Origin of the sequence: Domibacillus aminovorans (assembly GCF_001643235.1) — a bacterium.
GTDB lineage: Bacteria > Bacillota > Bacilli > Bacillales > Domibacillaceae > Domibacillus > Domibacillus aminovorans.
Window position 1 is genome coordinate 39,842 of sequence record NZ_LQWY01000031.1, and the last position, 25,584, is coordinate 65,425.

The following is a 25,584-nucleotide window of genomic DNA, read 5'->3' on the forward strand; positions in this document are numbered from 1 at the left end:
CTTGTCGTCATTCATGATCATTTTCTTATTATGTACTAGCTGCAGCCGGGCTTAAACCGGCTGCGGGATTTTTGTTGTTACTGTTCTTTCGTCATGGCAGCACGCAACAGACGTGCCTGTTCTTTTTTGTGGACAATGGCATCCCCTTCAGAAGAGCTTGAACGGCGGCGGCGGCCCACGTAACGGACAGACGTGCCATCAGGAGCTACATCACGCAGTCTTGGATCCATATATGTCCATGCACCCATGTTTTGTGGTTCTTCCTGCAGCCAGATGATTTCATTAACATTTGGGAATTGTTCTAAAATACCAACAATCTCATTTTTCGGGAATGGATACAATTCCTCTACACGTAAGACATGAAGCCAGTCTAAATTGTCCTCTGTCTTGTCAATTTGCTCGGCAAGGTCGATTGACACTTTACCGCTGCAAAGAACGAGACGTTTGACTTTCTTAGGATTGCTTCCTGTTCTCGGTTCTTCTACAATAAGTTTAAATATACCATCAGAGAATTCCGATGCTTTTGATGCTGCAAGCGGATGACGAAGCAAGCTTTTCGGCGTCATGATGACGAGCGGACGTACTTCTTCTTTTTGTAGAATTGAAGCTTGACGGCGCAAAATATGGAAATATTGCGCTGTTGATGATAAGTTTGCCACCGTCCAGTTATTTTCTCCTGCTAACTGCAAGAATCGCTCCATCCGAGCACTTGAATGCTCCGGTCCTTGGCCTTCATAACCATGCGGCAGAAGCATAACAAGACCTGACTTTTGACCCCATTTCGCTCGTCCAGATGCGACGAACTGGTCAAACATTACTTGTGCCATATTCGCAAAGTCACCGAACTGTGCTTCCCAAAGAACAAGTGTTTCAGGAGAGAATACGTTATAGCCATATTCAAAACCGACAACAGCTGTTTCTGTAAGCGGCGAGTTAATGACATCAAATGACGAATTCGTGTTGCTTAACCCATGAAGCGGTAAGTATTCTGCTCCGCTGTTTTCATCATGCAATACGAGGTTTCTATGCGCAAATGTACCGCGCTGTGAATCCTGACCAGTCAGTCTGATTGGGGTGCCTTCTTTTAAAATTGATGCAAACGCGAGTGTTTCAGCATGTCCCCAATCAATATGACCATCTTCTTCAAATAGATGCTCGCGACGTTTCAAAATACGTTCAAGCTTTTTGAATGGCTGAAATCCTTCCGGCCACGTCAAAAGTTCCTGATTAATGATTTTTAGGTCGTCTTCACTCACGCCTGTTTTGTTGCAAGGTAGATCCTGTTCAACGACTTTCGGCGGATTCATCACGATATCTGGATTGTCGTCTGTTTTCGGAACGGTTTCAAACAAATCTTTCAGCTTTTGTTCATTTTCACTATACACTTTCTCTGCATAACCTGCATCAATGACACCACGATCGACAAGTTTATTCGCATACAACTCACGAACGGTTTTATGATTACGAATCATCTGGTACATTTTTGGATTCGTTGTCATCGGTTCGTCTGTTTCATTATGCCCGAAGCGACGGTAGCCGATTAAATCAATCACAAAATCTTTAGCAAAACGTGAGCGATAATCAACTGCCATAAAAGCAGCTGCCACACATGCTTCTGGATCATCTGCATTCACATGAACGATCGGCACTTCGAAACCTTTCGCCACGTCTGATGCATAACGTGTTGAGCGGGAATCATACGATTCAGTCGTAAACCCAATCATGTTATTTGAAATGATGTGAATGGATCCACCTGTTTTGTAACCGTTAATCTGACTCATGTTAAACGTTTCACCGACAATTCCCTGACCTGGGAATGCAGCGTCACCGTGGATAATAATCGACATTGCTTTTGACACATCAAGATCCGGTTTTCCTTTATTTGTCCGGTCTTCCTGCGCCGCTCTTGTGTATCCAGCTACAATGGGACTGACAACTTCAAGATGACTCGGGTTATTAGCAAGCGTAATGCGTGCTGTTGATGTATCTTCTTCTTTATAGCTGCGGTCCGCACCGAGATGATATTTTACATCCCCTGTCCAGCCGTAGTAATTCATTTTCATTGAACCAAGTGGAAGCATTTTTTTATTCGGTGCATGTGCGAATTCAGCGAAAATCATTTCATATGGTTTGCCGAGAATGTGCGCGAGAACGTTCAGACGTCCACGATGGGCCATACCGATGTTAATCGTTTGTGCACCTTTTACAGCAGAGTGATGAACGAGTTCATCGAGAAGTAGAACCATCGCATCTAATCCTTCGATTGAAAAGCGTTTTTGACCAACAAATGTTTTATGAATGAATTTTTCAAATCCTTCTACTTCCGTTAGTCGTTTCAAAAGCGCTTTTTTATGATCATCTGAAAATGTCGGATAATAATCGGTTGATTCAATTTGCTGACGAAGCCATTGTTTTTCTTCGAGATCATGTACTTGTGCGAATTCAAAGGCTACTTTATCCGTGTATACTTTCTTCAAATGCATAATCGCCTCATATCCGTCTTGTATATGAGATGGTGCACCTTTGCAAATGTATTGAACCGGAATAGCACGTAGATCCGCTTCTGTTAACCCATATGTCTCAAGGTCAATCCGGCGCGTATCTTTACGGCTGCCATCAAGCGGATTAATATCTGCTGCAAGGTGTCCGTGAATACGAATACCATCAGCTAGCTTTATGGCTCCATACAACTTATCAAGATCACCCGGTGATGTTGCTGCTGCGGATGGCGATGCACTGCCAGCCAGAGATACAGGTGCTCCCCATTGATCAAACAACTGTCTCAATTCTTGATCCACTGCGTCAGGATCAGTTAAGTAATGTTCATACACTTCCATTACGTATCCTAGGTTCGGTCCGGAAAAATCTTTCCATGGATTTCCCTGGCCATTCTGCATGTTCATTCTGAAAAACCTCCAACTGTTTCGCCCATTTGATTTTCTTTTTCGTTATTTTTTATACTTTCTTCGTATAAATATGTACACATAAATCCTAAAACGCTTACACCATAAGTCTAACATGGAAAAACGTCTTGAGAAAGAAAAAGGCCTTCTTACTTGAATAGACCATCCAGCATCCTGGATGTTGCCTTTTTCAAGTATCATCTTACTACTGTTCCATCTAAAAACCAATGCTTTTTTATAAATTTCTTTAATTAACTTTTATCTTTTTTCAAATTGCTTAAAATCCCGCTGTTATGCGGTTTTTCGACCTTAAAAAGAAACATATTGTCGTTATAGAATGAACCTTTTCTATTAGTAAAGCCTTATGTAAACCAGTAAGTGAAAAGTTTTTTCATTTTTAGATTTTATTTAAAAAAGCATCCCTTTAAAGGATGCTTACATGTAATCTGCTGGTGATTAAATCTTTTGATCACAAACTTCAGCTAACTCAATCACTGCCTCTTCAACCGAATATTTACTGCTTAGCTGCCAAGGTATAGATTGTTTAGACGTTTGTTCTGTTGCTGATACATAAATTTTTCTATTCACCTCAGCAACCTTAATTTCCCAGCAATAGATTACCGTCTTCATTCCTTCTTGTACTTCCACTGGGCGTAAAAATGTTTCAACTTCCCCGTACATATTATCCCTCCTCTTATTCTATTTCCCCTATAATATTATCTTTTTCACGCCGCCAAAAGTAAACGTGTAATTTTTGGCTATCTTGAATTTCGCTTTTTTTCTATTCCGCTCACGTACACTTTTCTAAACCATAAGGAACTATATCTTGTGGAATATGTACGTCGTTGAATATCCTATATTGTATTTTTCGCGTTTTTTTCTGATACTATTAAATAAAGGAGTGATAAGTTTGTCTAAAATAATTTCATATGAACATGTACGTTTTTTGCGGGAAAAACGAGTCATTTTAGATGATGTGAACTGGATTGTGAATGCGGGCGAACATTGGGCTGTGCTTGGATTGAACGGTTCAGGTAAATCAACAATGTTAAATATGATGGGCGGCTATGAATTTCCGACGAGCGGCACGATCCATGTATTTGGGCACCAATATGGGAAATATAACTGGGAATACATAAAGAAACGGCTTGGTTTTGTCGGGAATACGTTAAATCGTTTTTTGTCTACACTGGATCAGGAAACGGCACACGAAATTATTGTCAGCGGCAAATTTAATTCGATCGGTATTTATGAGCAGACGACTGACGAAGATTGGAAAAAAGCAGAACAGCTGCTCAAAGAGTTTCATATTACGTATCTAGCTGATCAGCCGTACCGATTTTTATCCCAAGGAGAACAGCGCCGTGTCTTAATTGCCCGGGCATTTATGGCACAGCCTGACGCGATGATTTTGGATGAGCCATGTTCCGGTCTCGACGTACGGGCGCGTGAAGATTTACTTGAATCGCTGCAGGAACAAGCGCTAAAAAATGAAACGGTACTGCTTTACGTGACGCATCACATTGAAGAAATTATCCCAGCTATTACACATGTTGCGGTCATAAAAGATGGAATCATGATCGCGGCAGGACCGAAAAAAGATGTGTTGACGAATGATATTTTGAGCGATGCTTTTGGTTTACCGGTTGAAGTAGAGTCGCGCGGCGGCCGGAGCTGGCTGCAAGTAGTGAAAAAATCATAGTCTGCTAAATAGAAAAGCTGTCCGGGGAACAGGCTCCGGACAGCTTTTCTATTATTTCACGCCGATTTTACCCGGCACTAACTCTTTAATCTCATGGCCCCGTCCTTCATGAAGAAGCGAGACGATTTTACTGCCAACAATCACGCCGTCACATGCAGTACCAAGTGTTTCAGCCTGTTCTTTAGAGGATACACCGAATCCTGCGAGAACCGGTACAGGGCTCTTTTCTGTAATACGGGCAAGGTGAGCGGACAGATCTCCAGCAAATCCTGCACGTGCGCCAGTGATGCCGTTTACTGTTACCGCATAAATAAATCCTTCTGCTCCATCAACGGTTTCATCAATTCGTTCATCAGAACTTGTGAGCGTGACGAAGCGAATGAGCGCGATGTCATGTTTTGTCAATGATTCTTTAAACTCTGTTTCTTCCTCTATTGGCACATCGGGAATAATGACGCCAGACACACCAGCTGCTGCACATTGATCAGCAAAGGTTTCTGCACCGAGTTTAAATACCGGGTTTGCGTATGTCATAATGACGACTGGAATGGAAATGTCGTCTTTAAACGACGCGAGTTCAGCAAGTACTCCTTGTAATGTTACTTTTTCAGCAAGTGCCCGTTTTCCGGCTTCTTGAATGACCGGACCGTCAGCCACGGGATCGGAAAATGGAATACCGAGTTCAACGACTGTTACACCTGCGTCTTCTAACAATAAAATCGTTTCTTTCAACGTATGAAGGCCGCCGTCACCAGCCATGATGTAAGCCGTAAATACTTTTTTGTCTTCTTCCTTTACACGTGCAAACGTTGCGGCCATTTTATACTTCGTCATTATTTTTGGCCCTCTCTTTCAAAACGTTCTTTAATTTGTGCAACGTCTTTATCACCGCGCCCTGACAGACAAATCGCGATAATCTCGTCTTCTTTCATCGTTTTTGCGAGTTTCAGCGCATACGCGATTGCATGAGAGCTTTCAAGCGCTGGTATAATACCTTCTGTTTTAGTCAGCATTTTAAAGCCTTCAAGCGCTTCTTCATCCGTAATATGTTCATAAATGACACGACCTGAGTCTTTTAAAAAGCTATGTTCTGGACCAACGCCTGGATAATCAAGACCAGCAGAAATGGAATGCGCTTCTTGAATTTGTCCTGCTTCGTCCTGCAGCAAATACATTTTACTGCCGTGCAGCACACCAACACTGCCCATCGTCATCGAGGCCGCATGTTTATCTGTATCTACGCCGCTTCCGGATGCTTCTACACCGTACATTTTGACCGATTCATCTTCAATAAATGGATAAAACATCCCCATCGCGTTGCTGCCTCCACCAATACAAGCCACAACGGCATCAGGAAGACGACCTTCTTTTTCCTGCAGCTGCCGTTTCGTTTCATTGCCAATTACAGCTTGAAAATCGCGGACAATTTGCGGGAATGGATGCGGACCAAGCACCGAACCCATAATATAATGAGTATCTTCCACATTTGTTACCCAGTAGCGAAGTGCTTCATTTACCGCATCTTTTAGTGTGCCGCTTCCTTGCGAGACACTTTCAACGCGCGCACCGAGCAGCTCCATCCGGAACACATTTAATTCCTGGCGGCGAATATCTTCTTCCCCCATAAAAATAACACAGTCCAGATTCAACAATGCGCAGACAGTAGCTGTAGCCACACCATGCTGTCCAGCACCTGTTTCAGCCACGACTTTTCGTTTGCCCATACGAACGGTAAGAAGCGCTTGTCCAATCGTATTATTAATTTTATGAGCGCCTGTATGATTCAAGTCTTCGCGCTTCAAATAAATTTTCGCACCGCCGGCTTCTTTTGTTAAGTTTTCTGCAAAGTAAAGCGGATTTTCACGACCGACATAATCGGTTAAATAATGATTTAATTCAGCTAGAAATGATTCATCGACCATCGCTGACTCGTATGCTTCTTCTAGTTCTTTAACGGCCCGCATAAGTGTTTCCGGCACGTAACGGCCGCCGTATTCACCGTAATGCCCTTTAGCATCCGGCTGGTTATATACATTACTCAATTTAATTTGCTCCTTTCGCACGCTGTACAAATTGAAACACTTTCGTTTCATCTTTCCGACCGTCCGTTTCGACACCGCTTGAAATATCCACCGCAAATGGCTGAACGGACTGCACAGCTTCTTCTATATTATCAGGTGAGAGACCTCCTGCCAAAATGAGACGGTTTTTATCAACATCCGGATTTTCAAGAAGTGACCAGTCAAATACTTGGCCGCTGCCTCCACGAAAGCGAGCCGGCGGACTGTCAATTAAAATATACTTGGCCGGGTAGGCAAACATTTCTTTGTACGGAATGTTTTCTTTTACTGAAAAAGCTTTTATAACTGGAACCGGCATATTTTCAGCAAATTCAGCTGTTTCATCACCGTGAAGCTGTACATAATCAAGACCGGCTGTTTTCACAATATCACAAATTACACCGGACTCTTCATTGACGAACACGCCGACTTTTTTTACGTTTGGGCCGACAGCTTCGCCGATCTCGCGGGCCAATTCAGCTGGAATGCGCCGGCTGCTGTTGGCAAAAACAAATCCAATCATGTCAGCACCAGCCTCACGTGCCCAACTCGCTGCTTCAAACGATGTAATTCCACAAATTTTAACGTTCATTTTACAATTCTACTTTCAGCGAACGGACTGCTCCCGCCACATCGCCAGCTAGCATTAATGTTTCACCGACAAGAAGCGCCCGGGCGCCGGCTTCTTTTAACCGAATCGCATCTTCCCGTGTTTTTATACCGCTCTCCGACACAAAAATAGCCTTTTCTTTTCCATAACGGGACATAAGCCGTTCCGTTACAGCAAGATTTGTTTTAAATGAGTGAAGATCGCGGTTGTTAATCCCAATAATATTGGCTTCTAGTGCAAGTGCCCGTTCCATTTCCGCTTCGTCATGCACTTCAACGAGCACATCAAGTCCATGCTCTTTTGAATGGCGGTACAATCTATGCATCTCTTCATCGTTCAGCGCAGCGGCAATCAGTAAAATGATATCGCCTCCTGAAGCTTTTGCCCGATCAATTTGAATTTCATCAATGATAAAATCTTTATTTAAGAGAGGGATCTCAACATTTTCTTTCACTGCTTTTAAGTCGTCCATCGTACCTTTGAAAAAAGGCGTATCTGTTAGAACAGACACGGCATCAGCGCCGTTGTCTGCATAAATCGTTGCTTGTTCAACCGGATCAACACCCAGATTTATATCTCCTTTTGATGGGGAAGCCCGCTTGACTTCCGCAATCAACGCTATCGTTTTCGATGCTACGACCCGATCATAAAAGGAAATAGGTGTCCGGTCTGTTTTGTATGTGAGTGCCGACTGTTTTAAAAGCGCTACTTCTTCGCGTTTTTTATCGATAATTTTATCTAAAATTGTTGTCATCCTGTTATCACTGCCTTCTGTCGTCTTTTTGAAAACTCAACTAAATAATTTAATTTTTGCAGCGCAGCACCTGAATCGATGCTTTCTTCCGCCATCTTCACACCTTCACGAATAGACTTTGCCTTGCCATTTGCGAATAAGCCGATCGCACTATTAAGCACAACCGTATCGCGCTGTGCACCGCGCTCCCCTTCTAAGATCCTCTTTAAAATTTCGGCGTTTTCAATCGCTTCGCCGCCTTTAATCGCTTCAAGTGGATATTCCGGCAGACCAGCGGATTCGGCTGTTACAATCATTTTTTCTATTTTGCCGTTTTCGAGCAAAACCAAATGATTTTCACCAGCAAGAGACGCTTCATCCATATAGCCTGCCCCGTTTAATACAACAGCGCGTTTGCGGCCAAGACGGTTTAACACATCGGCCATCATCTCTAACGAATCGCGGCGATAAGTGCCTAAAAGCTGCGATTCGAGCTTTACTGGATTCGTCAGCGGCCCGATCAAATTAAAAATCGTTGGAATTTTCAAATCACGGCGCACTTTCATAATGCGTTTTAATTTCGGATGAACGTGTGGTGCAAACAAAAATGTAATGTTGTTTTCTTCAAGAAGCCGGTCTGTTTCATCAGCCAGGAAGTCAAGTGACACCCCAAGATGTTCAAGCACATCGGCGCTGCCTGTTTTACTTGATACACTTCTGTTGCCATGTTTGGCTACTTTTACGCCAGCACCCGCAAGCACAAAAGCAGACGTTGTGCTAATGTTAAAGCTTTGTGAACCATCGCCGCCCGTACCGCAGTTATCCATCACGTTCTTCCAGTTTGTACGGGACGCCACCGCGTTTTGATGGAGCACATTGACAAATGCAGCGACTTCCTCTACCGTTTCCCCTTTTGCTTTTAGTGCGATTAAAAAAGCAGCGATTTCACTATCCGTCACATCTTCCTGTAAAATCTCCGTTACAGCATCTTCCATTTCCTTTGTTGTAAGAGATTCTCCATCGGATAATTTCATTAAATACTTTTTCATATTTTTTTCTTTCCGGTACGAACGGAAAAATTCGCTAATTAAATTATCGCCCACTTTTGTCCCGATCGATTCTGGATGAAATTGAAGGCCAAAGACAGGATATTCTTTATGACGCAGTGCCATAATTTCGTTGTCATCGGTTGATTCTGCTATCACTTCTAGCTTTTGACTAAGTGTTTCACGGTCAACGGCAAGAGAGTGATAACGCATGATAGGCACTGGACCTTGCACCGCAGAAAACAATCCTTTTCCTTCATGGCGAGCCATGGACAATTTCCCATGTTTAATCGTTTTTGCTGGAATGATATCCGTTCCAAACGCCGCTGCAATCGCCTGATGGCCGAGACAGATACCAAGAATCGGAATCCGATGATAAAAGGCGTGCACTACTTCAATCGAAATCCCCGCTTCTTCCGGTGTGCCTGGTCCTGGAGAAATGACAATCGCTTCCGGTGCCAGTGCTTCAATTTCATCGATCGTAATTTCGTCGTTGCGGACAACGCGGACGTTTTTGCCAATGCGGCCGATTTGTTGATATAGATTGTATGTGAATGAATCGTAGTTATCAATGAGTAAAATCATTTTTGCACCTCCAGTAATGCTTTCGCTTTATGCATTGTTTCTTCATATTCTGTATCAGGCACAGAGTCATAGACGATGCCGGCTCCTGCCTGTACGTGCGCCATATTGTCTTTAATGACCATCGTGCGGATCGCAAGCGCAAAGTCCATGCTGCCCGTTGCCGACAAGTACCCGACTGCACCAGAGTACACGCCGCGCTTCACTGGTTCGAGTTCATTAATAATTTGCATGGCACGAATTTTCGGTGCACCCGAGACCGTACCCGCTGGCAAACAGGCTGTCAGTGCATCAAGTGGATGATAATTTTCTCTTAATTCACCTGATACTTCCGACACGATATGCATCACATGTTTATATTTTTCAATTTTCATATACTTATCCAACGTGACCGAGCCAATTTCTGAAATTTTCCCGACATCGTTGCGGCCAAGATCGACAAGCATCCGGTGTTCAGCAATTTCTTTTTCATCCGCTAACAGCTCTTCTGAAAGACGCACATCTTCTTCTGGTGATGTGCCGCGCGGGCGAGTACCGGCAATTGGATTTGTTGTGACAGTCGTGCCGCTTACTTTTACAAGGCTTTCTGGTGATGTGCCTAACACCGTATAGCCATCGAAATCAATGTAAAACATGTACGGTGACGGATTAGATGTACGAAGACGGCGATACAATGTAAATGGATCTCCTTCAAATGGAGATGAAAGACGCTGTGAAAGAACAACTTGGAATATATCACCACGAATGATATGTTCTTTCGCTTTTTCAACCATTTCACAAAATGTTTTACGTTCCGTTTTTGAAGTGAATGCAAGGACATTTGTTTCATTGCCTGCAAATGGTTTTTGATCGGTATGAATGTCATTATATAAGCTTTCAATCGCTGCATCCATTTCAGCTTCCGCTCGGTCTCCGAATAAATCAACGGCAACGAACGAAACGAGTTGTGTTAAATGATCATAGACGACGAACGTATCGTAAAACAGCAGATGTACGTCCGGCATTTCCAGTTCATCCGGAAGCGGTTCGCCGATTTTTTCTTCAAAGAAAACCGTATCATAACCAATGTAGCCGGCTGCGCCACCGAAAAATGGAAATGGGTAATCATTATCACCATACACGGGCATGATCTCTTTTAATTTGTCCATGAACTTTTCTGAACCAGATTCCGTTTCACCCTCTTTTTTGGTTAGCGTATACCCGCTTCCATCAGCTATAAATTGCGCGACCGGATCCACCGCTATAAATGAATAGCGTCCGCTTTCTTCATGTTTCGCTGAGCTTTCAAACAACATCTTTTGTTTTCCACGCAGCATGTGATAGATGGAGATTGGTGTAACCATATCTCCTTCCATTTCTTTTCGTCTGTATTGAATCGTTTCCTGTAATTTCATCGTCAGTTCCCCTTTCTTTCCATAAAAAAACTCCATAGATGATCTCATCATCTATGGAGGACGGTTTCCCGCGGTGCCACCTCTCGTTGAAGCAAAATTGCTTCCCCTTAAAACCGGTTAACGGACGGCTGCCGGGCGCTCTACTTTCAATGTTCAAGCTGCCACTCACGGACCCATTCGAGCTGTTGCTGCGTGCCGGGTTTCCACCATCCCCTGGCTCTCTGTAACGAGCAAAACAACTGTACTTTTTCCGATCATCGTATTCGTTTATATAGTGAAACTTCATTCATGGATAAATACAAAAAGGCCCCCTCATCTTCAAAAGGACGGGGAGCCGTGGTACCACCTTTATTGACCGCACGTATGCGATCCACTTTAACAGCAGAATTTCTGCCTGTCTTCTGTAACGTAAGACGTACGCCAGAGCCTACTTAACTTCTTGTTCGGTCCGGAAGCTCAGAAGCCCATTCACAATGTGTCCTGCACCAGCTTGCACCAACCGCCGGCTCTCTAAAGCATTATTCATTGCTACTCTTCTTCTTCATTGCTCATGTATTTAACTGATTATTATCATAATACAATCATTTTAAAATTTCAACTATTTTTAAAATGATTTTTTCATTCTATCATTAGATTTCATCTATTGGCGGATCACTGCTTTAACAGTCACCTTGTCTTAAAACGCCAAATATTTCTGATTATACATTATTCTGCTTCCCAGTCCGGATACAAGTCTGTCCGGCGGTCGCGCCACGTTGTAACCGATCCTTTTTTACGCACATCATATAAAAGCGAAAGATCAAGATCCGCGGTAATAATCATATCATCGTTCATGATACCTTCTGCCACGATGCCGGCTGGTGGGAAAGGAATGTCATTCGGTGCAATAACAACCGCCTGACCCGTATTTGCCCGCATTAAATCAACTGTTGGCAATGATCCGACTGTGCCTGTTCCAACTACATACACTTGATTTTCAACGGCACGTGCATGGCTCGTATAGCGGACGCGATGAAAACCGTGTCGGTCGTCTGTGCACGACGGACAGAAAATCACATCCGCCCCGCGTGCTTTTGCCATCCGGACGATTTCTGGAAACTCAATATCATAACACGTTAAAATTGCGATTGTTCCTTTATCTGTTTCAAAGATACGGAACGAATCGCCTTGCTGCATGTTCCATCCTTCGACTTCTGCTGGCGTGATATGAAGCTTTGGCTGCATCTGATACGAGCCATCTGGATAAAATAAATAAGCGGTATTTTGAATGCCGTCCCCTGCTGCTGTCACATGCGTGCCAGCGATAATATGAACGTCATAGTGACGTGCAAATTTAGAGAATGTTTGCTCATAACGTTCTGTAAACAACGGCAAATCAGTAATTTTTAACGCTTCACCTGTTTCTTCGTCGCCGATCGATAGAAGTTGTGTCGTGAAAAATTCGGGAAATAGAATAAACTCTGCTTCAAACTCCATCGCGGTTTTTATGTAATGTTCGCATTGTTCCGCAAATTCATCGAATGATTGGATTGTGTGCAAATGATACTGTACTGCTGATACGCGCATTTTCAAAATACGTCTCCCCTTTGTAACTGATTTTTTTATGATCTGCTTTTAAATTAAAGGATATTGGCCATTTTAGCAAGAAAAAAAGACAGCAACGATCGCTGTCCAATATCGGATGTGAAATTCAGTCCCAAAGAGGGGGTGATGAGAATGAATCTCAATTTCAATTATAGCGAGATTTGATGAAATGTCAACTCTCATTCAACATATTTTCTCAAAAAAATCCGGCGAAATTATTCGCCGGATTGAATCCATTCTGGTCCTATAGAATCCACACTGAGCTCTAGCACATCACAATCATTGAACTTCTCGCGAAATTGACCCGCAATTCCTTGTCCTTTTCCATGTGGAGCAACCGTTAATACAGTTGATCCTGCTCCGCTGATGACCGTTGCATAAGCTCCATGGCTTCTTGCAAGTTCGCGCGCGGGAACAAATTCTTTAATGAGTGATGTCCGGAACGGTTCGTGGAACACATCACGCTCCATCATGCGGCCGGCTGTTTCGTAGTCGTGTTGCATAAATGCAGCGACGAGCATATTTGAAACAGCACTGCCAAGCACCGCGTCTTTACGGGAAAATGACGCTGGCAATACATTGCGTGCGTCTTCTGTTTTCAACTCATATGGCGGGACAAGTGCTATTAAGTCAATGTCCGGTGCCGGAAGCTTTACCATTTCTGCCGTTTCCCCGAGTGATACACCGCATACCATCCCCCCAAAAAGAGATGCACCGATGTTATCAGGATGTCCTTCAAACTGGTCGCCAATATTGAGCTTTTCCGCATCAGTCAGCTGTAAACCCGCAAATTTATCGGCAATTTCAATGCCTGCTGCAATCGCTGCTGCACTGCTGCCGAGACCGCGGGCAAGCGGAATATCACTTTCTAAAATCGCTTCAATGGGTGGCATAACGAGGCCGCGAAGTTCGGCTGTTTTTTTTGCAACAACCGCAATTAAATGCTGCTCGTCTTCTGGAAGTCCGTTTAAAAGAGCCGAGCGGTGCGAAAATGCCCACCGGTCAGCTTTTTTTACTTCTACGGTTAAATAAAGACTAAATGCTAGGCCGATTGAATCAAATCCGGGCCCTAAATTGGCCGTACTTGCCGGCACTTTTAAAAGGCCGGATGACTTCATGCCTGCACAGCTCCTTTAATGAAATTAAATACCGCTTCTTCATCGTTTGGAAGAACAGTTGGTTTTTTCTCAATTTGCGCAATTGCTGTTTGTGGATCTTTCAATCCATTCCCTGTCAAGACAGCGACGATATTAGCCCCTTGCTCGATTTCACCTGATTTGACATGTTTAATAATACCCGCAATCGACGCGTTTGAAGCCGGTTCTGCGAAAATACCTTCTTCTCGCGTCATCATTTCATACGCTTCTAAAATTTCAGCGTCTGTTACAAAATCAATTTTCCCATTCGACTCGTCTCGTGCTGCCTCAGCAAATGCCCAGCTAGCTGGGTTTCCGATACGGATGGCAGTTGCGACTGTTTCCGGCTGCTCAATTGGTGCACCTTGTACGATCGCTGCTGCACCTTCTGCTTCGAAACCATGCATGCGCGGAAGACCTGTACCGAATTTTTCATTATATTCTTTAAAACCTTTCCAGTAAGCTGTGATGTTCCCAGCATTACCGACTGGAATTGCAAGTACATCTGGTGCTTGGCCAAGCTGATCGCACACTTCAAATGCTGCTGTTTTCTGACCTTCGATACGGTATGGGTTTACCGAGTTGACGAGCGTAATCGGTGATTTTCCGCTAATGTTGCGAACCATTGCTAATGCTTCATCAAAGTTCCCCTCGATTGCGACGATTTCTGCACCATACATCATCGCCTGAGCCAGTTTGCCCATTGCGATTTTACCGTCAGGAATAACAACAATTGTTTTCATGCCAGCACGTGAAGCGTATGCCGCAGCTGCAGCTGATGTGTTTCCTGTTGATGCGCAAATAACCGTGTTGCTGCCTTCTTCTTTCGCTTTCGCAACAGCCATTACCATCCCGCGGTCTTTAAATGAACCGGTCGGATTCGCGCCTTCTACTTTAACATGAATGTTTACACCCAATTTTTTCGAAATATTCACGAGTGGAATAAGCGGTGTATTTCCTTCCATTAATGAAAGCATCGGTGTGTTTTCGTTCACCGGTAAAAATTCTTTATATTGATGTAGTAAACCTTCCCATTTAGCCATTATTTCGCTCCTTCTCCTTCAACGCGGTAGAAACTTTCAACTGAATGCACAACCGCTAGATCTTTAATTTGTTCAAGCATTTGACTGTAGTTTTCCATCGATGCTTTATGTGTCACGATGACAATTTCCGCCGTTCCTTCTTTATCAAGCGGCAACTGGAGAATTTTTTCAAAGCTAATTGAATTAGATGAAAATAGTTTCGTTAGTTCTGAAAACGCACCGACTTCATCACGCACATGAAGACGGATAAAGTATTTGGCGAATTTTTCTTCCGCGCTTTTCAGCTTTTTTTCAAATTGAGGCGCTGAAATGCTTTTGCCGTTCACGCCAAGGCGCATATTTGTTACAACGGCAATAAGATCGCTCACAATCGATGTTGCTGTTGGCATACTACCGGCACCAGGTCCATAAAACATCGTCTCACCGACCGCTTCCCCGTATACATACACCGCATTGTATTCATTATTCACTGATGCCATTGGGTGATTATTTGCAAGGAATGTCGGCTGTACACTTGTTTCTACACGTTCATCGGACTGATCCGCATAGCCGATCAATTTCATCGTGTAGCCAAGTGTCTGACCGTGTTTCAAATCGCTGTCTGAAACCGTTGAAATGCCGCTCACATCTACGTCTTCAAGCTCGATATTCATGGAGAACGCAAGACGAGCTAGAATCGCCATTTTACGAGCTGCATCCAGACCTTCCACATCAGCAGTCGGATCGGCTTCCGCAAAACCAAGATCTTGCGCTTCTTTCAATGCCACTTCATATGACATGCCTTCTTTATGCATTTTTGTCAAAATAAAGTTTGTTGTTCCGTTTACGATCCCCATCAATTTTTGGATTTTATCAGAGGCTAGGCCATCTGCTAATCCACGGATAATTGGAATACCACCGGCTACACTCGCTTCATAATAAAAATCGCAGTCGTTTTCAGATGCTGCTTTTAATAGCTCAGAGCCATATAGCGCAACTAAGTCTTTGTTCGCAGTGACGACATGTTTCTTTTGATTCAAGGCATCTAGCAAATATTGCTTCGTTTCATTAATACCGCCCATTACTTCGACGATCACATCGATATCCGGATCGTTAATGACGTCGTATGGGTCAAGTGTTAATGACTCTTTCAACAGATTTACATCACGCTTTTTGTCCACGTTTTTCACAAGTACTTTTGTTACTTCTACCGGGCAGCCGACGCGATGAACGAGCTGTTCCTGATGGTTTTGAATGATCTTCACGACGCCCGTTCCAACCGTTCCAAGACCGAGTAGTCCCACTTTTACGTTATCTTTCATCTAAACGTCACCTCAACTATGTATTTGTATGATGTACATTTGTTTTTACATAGTAGACATTATATCGGTATTTTTTGCTTTTTACAACCTAATGTTTTCGCAAAATAGAATTTTTCTGTCTTTTCTTATCTTAAAGAAATATTTGTCTGCTTTCAAGCAATTGTTATATTTTTTGACGGTACCACGTTCACATCTTTCGCTACATAGAACGGTTTTTGACCGCAATTTTTGAAAACGACGTCTTTAATGGATACATCCTCTGCTTTTTGTGCACCACCGAATACTTTTAACGCAGGGGCCGCTGTTTGAAAATCTTCCATGATAACGTTCTGCACATGAACATGCTTTGATTTGTATTGAATCCCCGCTATAGGCAAGCCTTTGTAATTATAATCAGCGTTTCCGATCGCCCGCATCCCGTTAATGACGACGTGTTTGTACGCAGAAATGGTCAGCGCACGCGGCTTTGAACTTGTATATAAATCTGTGTAGATTGGATGAACAGATACGATGCGCGTCGCGGTAATAAAGCAAGCTGTTTTGGAATCGGGGTCCGTTTTACTATGGTGGCCGATATGACGGAAATTGTATGAACGGTTATCATTGACAGACAGGTGGCCAGTAATATGAACGTTCGCAGCCGCCGAACTCGTTGCATGGGCTTTCACTTCCACACCTCCAAAGCAACGTGCTGATGCATTGTTGATCAGCCACACATACCGCGAACCATCATCTGCTTCGAATCCATTTGAATTAGAAAAGCCTTTTTGATGGCTTCGTCCAGATGGATCGCACATGAAACAGTTCGAAATGAGGATGTAGTCGCTATGGTGCGTCGTCACGCCATCATCGCCAAATCCCGACCCTGTGCAGCCATCAATCCAAACATATCGACTGCCGCCTCGTGCCCGGTGGCCGTCTCCTGAATAATCATACAAAGTGGACGACACATCATAACAGTGCAGACCCGGATTTTTCGCATCACAGTTTTTGATCCAGCCATATTCGACATTGGCGAATGTTAAACAGCTTGAACGGTTATTGCCGCTCGATGATTTTTCATCAAGTTGAAGTCGCTCTATGTTCCAATCAAATGTGATTCCTTCAATCAAAATATGGTGGTTACCTTTCACATGGTTTTCATTTGTCATCATAAAGCTTCGTTTCGGTGCAGTGTCACGCAGTTTCAATACCGTTTTCCCCGCCCCCGCTCCTTTTACAATTGTATAAGATGGCACGTGAAGTTCATCAATAATAAATATGCCTTCCGGAATATAAACGGTCCGTTCACCGCCCGATAAAGCTGTCTCAATATCGCTGTCTGCTTCCACATATACTTCTTTTTTCGCTTTTTCCTGTAACATGTCCCATTCTTTATCAAGTGTTTCTTTCCAATCCGGATACACACCATTTTTACCCACAATCGTATGATGCATCTTCATCGGCTCTTTTGTTTTTGACCATACTGACTTGATTTTCGTCAAAATAGATTCTTTCTGTTGAGAAGGTTCCCACTTAGCAACCGATTCAAAAAATAACCGATCTGTTTCGGTAACCATTTTTGCTAAAGACTCATTTTCTTCAAAATATGCGTTAATCAATGTAGCATTATCATTTGGGTTATGATGAGTAGTTAATGGCATATTTTTCTCCTTTTAATTTGAATTTTTCACATAATGTATTTAGTTTTTTGTAAATGAAATACATTGTTCCTGTTCAAATACGCCTGCTTCAAATGTTCGTTCGACCCAATCGATTGAATTATCCTGCTTAATCAAAACAACCGTTGAACTGCGAGTGCCATAGTCGTTGTTTTCACTTTTAATAAACGCTGGTGACAGCATTCTTTCCCATTCAAGCGATACACCTGTCTGAGGAAGCTGTTCATCTAGCGCGCGTGTTTCGTCTGCAAGAAGAGCAAATAAACCGCTGTAATCAGCCTGTTCATAGTTATCTGCCCATTCTGCTAGTTTCTTCTTTGCTTTGATTGTTTTCGGCCATGGTGTATTCATAAACGCATTGCTGACGCTATGAATACCAGGCGGCAGCTCATAAGGCGGTTTATCAGATTTGCTGCTGAATGAATACATTGCTTCTTTCGTTCCAGCGATAACATTAAAACCGGGATAGCGTTCTTTTTCCCTATCCAGTTCCTCTAAAAACGTACGCGCATGCATTTCTCCTTCTAAAAAAGATCGAACGATATGACCACGGGATTCTTTCTCCACGGAAAACTCAGATGGATCACGGTAGTTCGTTAATGCACAAATGCGCCCTGATTTCGACACGCCAAGCCACGTCCCTCCTTTTGATAAATCCCTTCCCGCTAAAATGTGAGGTGCATCTTCCCACCAGTGTGACGGCGCAGTCGGCCGGTTATAAAATTCATCTCTGTTTGCGGCAAGTACAAGCGGTACACCAGGTACAATTTGAAAAGCTATATTCACTAAACACATGACAATCACACTTTCTTTTTTTCTTTATTATGAGACATAAGAAAAAGGACTGTCCACCATGGACGTCCTTTTTCTGTTTATTGACCCAATTCTTGCCGCTCCTCATCGGTAAAGATGCGTGAACGTGTTAAAAATCGTTTCCCATGAGGCCCTTCAAGTGAAAACATGCCACCGCGCCCATCGACGACGTCAATAATAAGCTGTGTATGTTTCCAATATTCATATTGCGCCTCGCTAATGTAAAATGGACTACCACCAATTTCACCGAGTAGCTTGTCCGAGTCTCCAATCAAAAACTCGCCGTCCGGATAGCACATAGGCGCGCTTCCGTCACAACAACCGCCTGATTGGTGAAACATGAGCGGGCCGTGCTTTTCCTTAAGCATATGAATCAATCGGGTGGCAGCAGGAGTCGCCGTTACACGCTCTGTCATCATTTTTCACCTCATTTTTTAAAAGAAACCTTGTGCGTCTTCTGAGTAGCTAACGAGCAAGTTTTTCGTCTGTTGGTAATGGTTGAGCATCATTAAATGATTTTCACGGCCAATACCTGACATTTTGTAGCCGCCAAATGCAGCATGTGCCGGATATTGATGGTAACAGTTCGTCCAGACACGTCCTGCTTGAATCCCCCGTCCAAAACGATACATGCGATTAGCATGGCGTGACCAGACGCCGGCACCGAGTCCATACAACGTATCATTCGCAATTTCAAGCGCTTCTGCTTCATCTTTAAACGTCGTGACGGATAAAACGGGGCCGAAAATTTCTTCCTGGAAAATACGCATTTTATTATGGCCTTTAAAAACAGTCGGTTTAATATAGTAACCGCCTTCAAGTCCCTCAATTATATTTTTCTCGCCGCCTGTCAAACATTCTGCACCTTCTTGCTTCCCAATATCAAGATAGGAAAGAATTTTTTCCATTTGTTCATTTGATGCTTGCGCGCCCATCATCGTATCCGTATCGAGCGGGTGGCCTGTTTTAATTTGTTTCACTCGTTCAATCGCTCGTTCCATAAATTTATCGTAAATATTTTCATGAATAAGAGCACGCGATGGACATGTACATACTTCACCCTGATTTAGGGCGAACATAACAAACCCTTCCACCGCTTTATTTAGGAATGCATCGTCTTCTTCCATAATGTCATCGAAGAAAATGTTCGGCGATTTCCCGCCTAGTTCGAGTGTCACCGGAATTAAGTTTTGTGATGCATACTGCATAATAAGACGGCCTGTTGTCGTCTCACCTGTAAAGGCAATTTTTGCAATGCGTTTATTTGATGCAAGCGGCTTTCCTGCTTCGAGTCCAAATCCGTTTACGACGTTAATAACGCCCGGTGGCAGCAAGTCTCCGATCAGTTCCATTAAGACTAGGATCGAAGCGGGTGTCTGCTCAGCCGGTTTCAAAACGACACAGTTTCCAGCGGCAAGTGCCGGTGCTAGTTTCCATACGCCCATTAATATCGGGAAGTTCCATGGAATGATCTGGCCGACAACACCGAGCGGCTCGTGAAAATGGTACGCCACTGTATCGTCATCAATTTGACTAAGTGATCCTTCCTGCGCACGGATCGCACCCGCAAAATAACGGAAATGATCAATGGCAAGCGGCAAATCAGCATTTAATGTTTCACGAACCGCTTTCCCGTTATCCCACGTTTCCGCAACAGCAAGCGTTTCTAAATTTTCTTCCATACGATCTGCTATTTTATTTAATATATTCGCACGGTGTGCTGGCGATGTTTTCCCCCACGCGTCTTTCGCTGCATGGGCGGCATCAAGTGCTAGTTCGATGTCTTCTGCCTGTGAACGAGCAACTTCACAAAACACTTCACCTGTCACCGGTGTAACGTTTTCAAAATATTGGCCGCCGACAGGTTCCGTCCACTGACCGTTAATATAGTTTCCATATTTCTTTTTAAATGTAACTTTTGATCCTTCTTGACCTGGATTTGCGTAAATCATATCTCCATTCCCCTTTCGTTAATCAAATTGTTCATACACGATGGAACGATTATATAAAGCGCTTACATTATCAAATTATCGTGTTTTATCTTGCATGTCAAATGATTCATCTTTTTATCATATTAAGACGACTCGAGCATTTTTTTGTTTTATTTGATAAAAAAAATCCAGGAACAATTCCTGGATTAAAAAACGTTTGTATGTAAATAGGACTCTACTTCTTCACGCAACTGATCATATGCGGCTTGCTCTTTATAAGCTTTCTGGTCTTTCAACTGAAAATGACGTGGGCTATCAAGTTCTAAGTGAGCAACCGCTTCAAATAAATACGTACCGTTTCCAATAAGGTCTATTGAATAGCGGCCCGCTTCGTGTTGGTGTACAACACAACGTACTTTCCCACCATTATTGTATACGTCAACCGGCGTTTCGTAATGGTTTAGACCAAGCTGGCATGTCGTTAATGTGGAAGCCGACATGGCTGTTCCGCACGCATTGGTAAAGCCAACGCCGCGTTCAAATGTACGGACATAAATGGCACTGTCTTTGATCGGATAAACGAAGCTGACGTTCACACCATCCGGGCAAATATCATTCGGACCGTTCAACATTTCAGCAATGCGTTTTTGTTCACCTGATGCGATGAATGCACGATCTCCAACCGCGATTAAATGCGGGTTAGGTACGGCAAGCGCCGAGAAACGAATCGAATCAGACAATTCCTCTACTTTCTCATCAAAAAGCCGGTCTTTGCCGATCGTCATTGGTAAAGATTCCAATTCGAATAATACCGGTGAAATTTCTACTCGGTACGCCGGCACACCTTCATAAATGTCACCATCACGTTTTACATACAAATTGGCTTTATTCGTCTCGACAACAATCTCATTACGTCCTAATTTATCGCACACATATCGTCCATGCAATCGAAGACCATTTCCACACATAGACGCTTCTGAACCGTCCGAATTGAAAATACGCATTTTGGCATCTGCCTGACTGCTTTCCATGATAAATAAAATACCATCTGCACCAATTCCTGTTTCACGGTCGCAAAGCGCCAATGCCAAATCACGCCGGTTTGCTTCTGTAAATGTATATCCATGTGTCCACTCATCAATGAGTAAAAAATCGTTCCCTGACCCGTGGCCTTTAATCAACTGCAATTCCATGTCCATCGCCTCTTTCAACACATCTTTTTTCTATAGTATAACAAAGATTGCAACAGTCAAAAAGAATGATTCGCTCCTGTCTTTCCTAACTTCGTTCAAAAAAGCTGCCGGACTAGCCGGACAGCTTAATGGACAATCTTATTCAAATGGATCGGATTTAGATTACGCGTCAAACGAACGAAGCAAGTTCGCCATTTCAATGGCTGAAATAGCAGCTTCCCAGCCTTTATTTCCTGCTTTTGTACCCGCACGTTCAATCGACTGTTCAATCGTATCTGTCGTTAATAAGCCAAAAATAACCGGTACACCCGTTTGAAGCCCTGCCTGTGAAATGCCTTTTGCTGCTTCATTGCACACATAATCAAAGTGAGCTGTCGCCCCTCGAATCACCGCACCAAGTGTAATGACAGCGTCGTAGTTACCGCTTTCCGCCATTTTTTTTGCAACGATTGGCAGTTCAAATGCACCTGGCACCCAAGCAATATCAATATTATTCGCATCGACCCCGTGACGAATGAATCCATCTTCTGCGCCGCTCACAAGTTTCCCTGTAATAAATTCGTTAAAACGCCCTGCAACGATTCCTACTTTTAAATCTGTTCCAATTAAATGACCTTCGAATGTTTTACCCATGATTATATCCCCTCTTCTGTTAAATTTAATATATGGCCGAGCTTTGAAACTTTCGTCTGCAAATAATTTCGGTTGTCCGCGTTCGGTATCATCTCAATCGGCACGCGTTCGGTCACTTCGATTCCGTACCCTTTTAAACCAGTTATTTTACGAGGATTGTTCGTCAGCAATTTCATTTTCGAAATGCCAAGATCCTGTAAAATTTGAGCACCGATGCCGTAATCGCGCAAATCATCTTTAAAACCAAGCTTTACGTTCGCTTCCACGGTATCATAGCCTTGCTCCTGAAGTTCATATGCTTTCAGCTTATTGATGAGTCCGATGCCACGACCTTCCTGGCGCATGTAGAGAAGAACACCACGGCCTTCTTCCTCAATTTGATGGAGTGCCGCATGAAGCTGCGGCCCGCAATCACACCTGTGTGAACCGAAAATGTCGCCTGTTAAGCATTCCGAGTGAACGCGCACAAGCACCGGTTCTTCACCTGAAATGTCACCTTTCACGAGCGCGACATGATCCTGGCCCGTTAATTCTTCCTCATAGCCGACGGCGCGAAATTTACCGAAAGCGGTTGGCAGTTGAATGTCTGCTTCACGGCGGATCAATGATTCATGGCCGCGTCGGTAAGCGACAAGCTGTTCAATCGTCACAATTTTCAAGCCGTGCTTCTCAGCCATTACTTCAAGCTCCGGCAGACGTGCCATCGTACCGTCTTCATTCATAATTTCACAAATAACACCAGCCGGCTTCGCTCCAGCCAGTTTCGCAAAATCAACTGCTGCTTCCGTATGACCGGTCCGGCGCAGTACACCACCTGCTTTTGCGATCAATGGAAAAACATGCCCTGGCCGCTTAAAATCAGCCGGTACAGACTGTTCATCAACAAGCGCCCGAGTAGTATCGGCGCGTTCAAAAGCACTAATTCCAGTCGTTGTGGAAATATGATCGATGCTGACTGTAAAAGCGGTTCCGTGGCTGTCTGTATTATGGTCAATCATCGCGTGCAAATTGAGACGGTTCGCAATATTCTCTTCAATCGGGACGCAAATAAGGCCTCGTCCTTCTTTTGCCATAAAATTAATCATTGCTCCGTCCGCAAGTTCAGCAAGTCCGAGTAAATCACCTTCGTTTTCACGGTCTTCATCATCAACGACGATAATCATTTTCCCATTCTTTAAATCCTCTACCGCTGATTCAATGTCTGCAAACATCCCGTTCCCTCCTTATAAATAGCCGTTCTCTTTTAATAAATCCATTGTAACGCCTTCTTTTTGAGGTCCTTCTTTTTTCTCCAACATATTGCTGACGTACTTCGCGAGCATATCGCATTCAATATTAACCGGATCACCAATTCCTTTTGTGGCTAGCACCGTTTCATCACGTGTATGCGGAATGAGGGAGATTGTCACGTCGTTATCAGTCACACCGAATAATGTGAGCGATGTCCCGTCAAGAGCAATCGATCCTTTGTATAAAAAATACTGGCCGAGATGCTTTGGATACGAAATTGTCATATAAAGCGCGTTTTCTTCTAGTTTTTTTGACGTAATATGCCCGACACCATCCACGTGCCCTGAGACGAAATGACCGCCAAACCGGCCATTTGCAGCCATGGCACGTTCTAAGTTGACCGACGATCCTGGTGTTAGCATAGACAAGGAGGTCGATGTAAACGTTTCAGGCATAACATCTGCTGTAAAATGTGTTTTCGTGAACGTTGTAACCGTTAAACAAACACCGTTCACTGAAATACTATCTCCTAATTGAACATCCGATACAATTTTTTTTGCAGCAATCATTAACTGAAGCGATTTGCCTCCTCGGACAATGCGCTCAATTTTACCAACTTCTTCAATAATACCCGTAAACATTTAAAGGTCCCTTCTTTCAGCGACAATTTTCAAATCCGGACCGATCATCTCAACCGATGTAAATTCGAGCGGCAGCGCTTCAGTCATGACCGATCTGCCGAGACCACCGAATGAAGACGGAGCAGACTTTCCGCCAATCAGCTTTGGCGCGACGTACATGATCAGTTTATTAAATGAACCGATGTCTAAAAAGGACGCGTTTATTTCTGCACCTGCTTCCACAAACAGCGTCATAATGTCCATTTTACCGAGCTCATCAAGTACAGCGTCAACAGACATATTCGGCATGCGAATAATCGTCACGCCAGCATCTTCCAGCGCGCGTTGTTTTTTCGTTTGTGCATTGCTTGCACAAAAAATAATCGTTTTTGCTTCTTTGTTTTGAATAATGTGGAAATCAACTGGGACGCGTAAATGCGTATCCAGCAACACCCGAATGGGATTTTTTCCTCCGCGGGGCAAACGGGAGGTCAGGAGTGGATTGTCGTGTAAGACGGTTCCGATACCGGTTAAAATGGCATCGTGTTGCGACCTTAGAAGGTGTACATCTTCTCTGGCAGCATCGTTTGTAATCCAGCGGCTATGTCCTGTATGGGCAGCCGTTTTGCCGTCGGCGGTGACAGCGGTTTTAATCGTAACATATGGTCGTTTCGTTTGGATAAAATGAAAAAATGGTGCGAGTAACGCGTGTGCTTCTTTTTCGCAAATACCGGTCGTTACATCAATACCGGCTGCGCGGATTTTATCGATGCCTTTTCCTCCAACGAGCGGATTCGGATCAACAACGGCGATAAACACGCGGCGAATGCCTTTTTCAATAATGAGATCTGCACACGGTGGTGTTTTTCCAAAATGAGCACACGGTTCAAGCGTTACGTAAATGTCGGCACCTTTTGCATGATCGCCAGCCATAGCAAGCGCTGCCACTTCCGCATGAGCTTCACCGGCTTTTAAATGAGCACCCATGCCGATAATCCGACCGTCTTTCACAACGACAGCGCCAACTGGTGGATTGGGTGACGTTTGATACGCAGCACCTTTAGCTAGAGTCAATGCAATATTCATATAATAATTGTCTTGCATGGGTACGCTCCCTTCTTTAAAAATATCCGCCAGTACACAAATAAAGGGGCCCTTACATTGAAAACAATGCGGGGCCCCATTTTAGCATCAATAAATAAGCGTTTTCAATACTAATTTCAAAAATTAGCAAACGCGTCTTATCCTTTCCTCCCATCCAGACTTTCACTGTCGGCTCTGGAATTTCACCAGATCCACCGCACGATTGCGGGTCACGGACTGAGGGGCATATGTGGCCCCATCACCGCCGGTCGGGAGTTGCACCCTGCCCCGGAAAGGTATTATTCGAATGTTGTATTTATTATGAA

22 protein-coding genes, 1 riboswitch and 2 other annotated features are annotated in these 25,584 nt (G+C 43.7%); of the genes, 1 reads left to right on the top strand and 21 read right to left on the bottom strand.

The genetic code is table 11. The annotated features are described in order from the left end of the window. Window positions 1–77: 77 nt before the first annotated feature. Both AWH49_RS11570 and AWH49_RS11575 read right to left on the bottom strand, forming a co-directional pair. The gene (locus AWH49_RS11570) at window positions 78–2,903 is read right to left on the bottom strand and encodes a 2-oxoglutarate dehydrogenase E1 component (protein ID WP_063965831.1); all 2,826 of its coding nucleotides are present in this window, start codon (window positions 2,901–2,903) and stop codon (window positions 78–80) included. A 456-nt stretch (window positions 2,904–3,359) separates the two neighbouring features. Beyond that, entirely contained in the window at window positions 3,360–3,584 is a 225-nt protein-coding gene (locus AWH49_RS11575; RefSeq protein WP_034290399.1) for a hypothetical protein, read from the bottom strand. Between the two features lie 220 nt (window positions 3,585–3,804). On the opposite strand from AWH49_RS11575, the gene AWH49_RS11580 reads away from it, so the two are divergent. Next, window positions 3,805–4,605: an ABC transporter ATP-binding protein gene (locus tag AWH49_RS11580; RefSeq protein ID WP_244886823.1), complete on the top strand. Its 801-nt coding sequence runs from the start codon at window positions 3,805–3,807 to the stop codon at window positions 4,603–4,605. Window positions 4,606–4,656: 51 nt separating this feature from the next. On the opposite strand, the gene trpA is transcribed toward AWH49_RS11580, so the two are convergent. The 19 genes from trpA to ribD all read right to left on the bottom strand — a co-directional run bounded on the left by trpA (window position 4,657) and on the right by ribD (window position 25,279). Next, window positions 4,657–5,439, bottom strand: coding sequence for a tryptophan synthase subunit alpha (trpA, locus tag AWH49_RS11585; RefSeq protein WP_034290396.1), 783 nt, complete (start codon window positions 5,437–5,439; stop codon window positions 4,657–4,659). Beyond that, a complete protein-coding gene (trpB, locus tag AWH49_RS11590; RefSeq protein WP_018393403.1) occupies window positions 5,439–6,647 on the bottom strand; it encodes a tryptophan synthase subunit beta in 1,209 nt (402 codons plus the stop codon). Before trpB ends, trpA begins: the two co-directional genes overlap by 1 nt. Before the next feature lies 1 nt (window position 6,648). Further along, the gene (locus AWH49_RS11595) at window positions 6,649–7,257 is read right to left on the bottom strand and encodes a phosphoribosylanthranilate isomerase (RefSeq protein WP_063965833.1); all 609 of its coding nucleotides are present in this window, start codon (window positions 7,255–7,257) and stop codon (window positions 6,649–6,651) included. A gap of 1 nt (window position 7,258) precedes the next feature. Then, window positions 7,259–8,029: an indole-3-glycerol phosphate synthase TrpC gene (gene trpC / locus AWH49_RS11600; RefSeq protein ID WP_034290390.1), complete on the bottom strand. Its 771-nt coding sequence runs from the start codon at window positions 8,027–8,029 to the stop codon at window positions 7,259–7,261. Beyond that, window positions 8,026–9,639: a bifunctional anthranilate synthase component II/anthranilate phosphoribosyltransferase gene (locus AWH49_RS19255; RefSeq protein ID WP_018393406.1), complete on the bottom strand. Its 1,614-nt coding sequence runs from the start codon at window positions 9,637–9,639 to the stop codon at window positions 8,026–8,028. Before AWH49_RS19255 ends, trpC begins: the two co-directional genes overlap by 4 nt. Further along, window positions 9,636–11,030, bottom strand: a complete 1,395-nt coding sequence (trpE, locus tag AWH49_RS11610; protein ID WP_244886824.1) for an anthranilate synthase component I — start codon at window positions 11,028–11,030, stop codon at window positions 9,636–9,638. Before trpE ends, AWH49_RS19255 begins: the two co-directional genes overlap by 4 nt. Window positions 11,031–11,083: 53 nt before the next feature. Beyond that, window positions 11,084–11,297 (bottom strand) — a binding site (T-box leader). A 52-nt stretch (window positions 11,298–11,349) separates the two neighbouring features. Further along, window positions 11,350–11,584: a binding site (T-box leader), on the bottom strand. 151 nt (window positions 11,585–11,735) lie between these two features. Next, the gene (locus AWH49_RS11615) at window positions 11,736–12,602 is read right to left on the bottom strand and encodes a carbon-nitrogen hydrolase family protein (RefSeq protein WP_018393409.1); all 867 of its coding nucleotides are present in this window, start codon (window positions 12,600–12,602) and stop codon (window positions 11,736–11,738) included. A 227-nt stretch (window positions 12,603–12,829) separates the two neighbouring features. After that, entirely contained in the window at window positions 12,830–13,732 is a 903-nt protein-coding gene (thrB, locus tag AWH49_RS11620; protein ID WP_063965834.1) for a homoserine kinase, read from the bottom strand. Beyond that, on the bottom strand, window positions 13,729–14,793 hold the full coding sequence (thrC, locus tag AWH49_RS11625; RefSeq protein WP_063965835.1) for a threonine synthase: 1,065 nt from the start codon (window positions 14,791–14,793) through the stop codon (window positions 13,729–13,731). Before thrC ends, thrB begins: the two co-directional genes overlap by 4 nt. Then, complete coding sequence (locus AWH49_RS11630) at window positions 14,793–16,094, bottom strand: homoserine dehydrogenase (RefSeq protein ID WP_063965836.1); 1,302 nt, start codon at window positions 16,092–16,094, stop codon at window positions 14,793–14,795. Before AWH49_RS11630 ends, thrC begins: the two co-directional genes overlap by 1 nt. A 152-nt stretch (window positions 16,095–16,246) precedes the next feature. After that, complete coding sequence (locus AWH49_RS11635) at window positions 16,247–17,737, bottom strand: glycosyl hydrolase family 28-related protein (protein ID WP_063965837.1); 1,491 nt, start codon at window positions 17,735–17,737, stop codon at window positions 16,247–16,249. A gap of 39 nt (window positions 17,738–17,776) precedes the next feature. Further along, window positions 17,777–18,550 (bottom strand): NRDE family protein, encoded by a 774-nt coding sequence (locus AWH49_RS11640; protein WP_063965838.1) that lies wholly within the window; start codon window positions 18,548–18,550, stop codon window positions 17,777–17,779. A 77-nt stretch (window positions 18,551–18,627) separates the two neighbouring features. Continuing rightward, entirely contained in the window at window positions 18,628–18,984 is a 357-nt protein-coding gene (locus AWH49_RS11645; RefSeq protein WP_063965839.1) for a DUF779 domain-containing protein, read from the bottom strand. An 18-nt stretch (window positions 18,985–19,002) separates the two neighbouring features. Continuing rightward, a complete protein-coding gene (adh, locus tag AWH49_RS11650) occupies window positions 19,003–20,520 on the bottom strand; it encodes an aldehyde dehydrogenase (RefSeq protein ID WP_063965840.1) in 1,518 nt (505 codons plus the stop codon). 185 nt (window positions 20,521–20,705) lie between these two features. Further along, the gene (gene dapF, locus AWH49_RS11655) at window positions 20,706–21,692 is read right to left on the bottom strand and encodes a diaminopimelate epimerase (RefSeq protein WP_063965841.1); all 987 of its coding nucleotides are present in this window, start codon (window positions 21,690–21,692) and stop codon (window positions 20,706–20,708) included. A 162-nt stretch (window positions 21,693–21,854) separates the two neighbouring features. After that, window positions 21,855–22,325, bottom strand: coding sequence for a 6,7-dimethyl-8-ribityllumazine synthase (ribH, locus tag AWH49_RS11660; protein ID WP_018393418.1), 471 nt, complete (start codon window positions 22,323–22,325; stop codon window positions 21,855–21,857). 2 nt (window positions 22,326–22,327) lie between these two features. Next, entirely contained in the window at window positions 22,328–23,536 is a 1,209-nt protein-coding gene (locus AWH49_RS11665; RefSeq protein WP_018393419.1) for a bifunctional 3,4-dihydroxy-2-butanone-4-phosphate synthase/GTP cyclohydrolase II, read from the bottom strand. 12 nt (window positions 23,537–23,548) lie between these two features. Then, window positions 23,549–24,196 (bottom strand): riboflavin synthase, encoded by a 648-nt coding sequence (gene ribE, locus AWH49_RS11670; protein ID WP_063965842.1) that lies wholly within the window; start codon window positions 24,194–24,196, stop codon window positions 23,549–23,551. Continuing rightward, window positions 24,197–25,279 (bottom strand): bifunctional diaminohydroxyphosphoribosylaminopyrimidine deaminase/5-amino-6-(5-phosphoribosylamino)uracil reductase RibD, encoded by a 1,083-nt coding sequence (ribD, locus tag AWH49_RS11675; protein ID WP_018393421.1) that lies wholly within the window; start codon window positions 25,277–25,279, stop codon window positions 24,197–24,199. Window positions 25,280–25,417: 138 nt separating this feature from the next. Continuing rightward, window positions 25,418–25,558, bottom strand: a riboswitch (FMN riboswitch). Between the last annotated feature and the right edge of the window lie 26 nt (window positions 25,559–25,584).

Coding starts and splice junctions, on each gene's coding strand:
- AWH49_RS11570 (WP_063965831.1), bottom strand. CDS start 2,903: ATGAACATGCAGAATGGCCAGGGAAATCCATGGAAAGATTTTTCCGGA.
- AWH49_RS11575 (WP_034290399.1), bottom strand. CDS start 3,584: ATGTACGGGGAAGTTGAAACATTTTTACGCCCAGTGGAAGTACAAGAA.
- trpA (WP_034290396.1), bottom strand. CDS start 5,439: ATGACGAAGTATAAAATGGCCGCAACGTTTGCACGTGTAAAGGAAGAA.
- AWH49_RS11595 (WP_063965833.1), bottom strand. CDS start 7,257: ATGAACGTTAAAATTTGTGGAATTACATCGTTTGAAGCAGCGAGTTGG.
- trpC (WP_034290390.1), bottom strand. CDS start 8,029: ATGACAACAATTTTAGATAAAATTATCGATAAAAAACGCGAAGAAGTA.
- AWH49_RS19255 (WP_018393406.1), bottom strand. CDS start 9,639: ATGATTTTACTCATTGATAACTACGATTCATTCACATACAATCTATAT.
- trpE (WP_244886824.1), bottom strand. CDS start 11,030: ATGAAATTACAGGAAACGATTCAATACAGACGAAAAGAAATGGAAGGA.
- thrB (WP_063965834.1), bottom strand. CDS start 13,732: ATGAAGTCATCCGGCCTTTTAAAAGTGCCGGCAAGTACGGCCAATTTA.
- thrC (WP_063965835.1), bottom strand. CDS start 14,793: ATGGCTAAATGGGAAGGTTTACTACATCAATATAAAGAATTTTTACCG.
- AWH49_RS11630 (WP_063965836.1), bottom strand. CDS start 16,094: ATGAAAGATAACGTAAAAGTGGGACTACTCGGTCTTGGAACGGTTGGA.
- AWH49_RS11635 (WP_063965837.1), bottom strand. CDS start 17,737: ATGCCATTAACTACTCATCATAACCCAAATGATAATGCTACATTGATT.
- AWH49_RS11640 (WP_063965838.1), bottom strand. CDS start 18,550: ATGTGTTTAGTGAATATAGCTTTTCAAATTGTACCTGGTGTACCGCTT.
- AWH49_RS11645 (WP_063965839.1), bottom strand. CDS start 18,984: ATGACAGAGCGTGTAACGGCGACTCCTGCTGCCACCCGATTGATTCAT.
- adh (WP_063965840.1), bottom strand. CDS start 20,520: ATGATTTACGCAAATCCAGGTCAAGAAGGATCAAAAGTTACATTTAAA.
- dapF (WP_063965841.1), bottom strand. CDS start 21,692: ATGGAATTGCAGTTGATTAAAGGCCACGGGTCAGGGAACGATTTTTTA.
- ribH (WP_018393418.1), bottom strand. CDS start 22,325: ATGGGTAAAACATTCGAAGGTCATTTAATTGGAACAGATTTAAAAGTA.
- AWH49_RS11665 (WP_018393419.1), bottom strand. CDS start 23,536: ATGTTTGCAGACATTGAATCAGCGGTAGAGGATTTAAAGAATGGGAAA.
- ribE (WP_063965842.1), bottom strand. CDS start 24,196: ATGTTTACGGGTATTATTGAAGAAGTTGGTAAAATTGAGCGCATTGTC.
- ribD (WP_018393421.1), bottom strand. CDS start 25,279: ATGCAAGACAATTATTATATGAATATTGCATTGACTCTAGCTAAAGGT.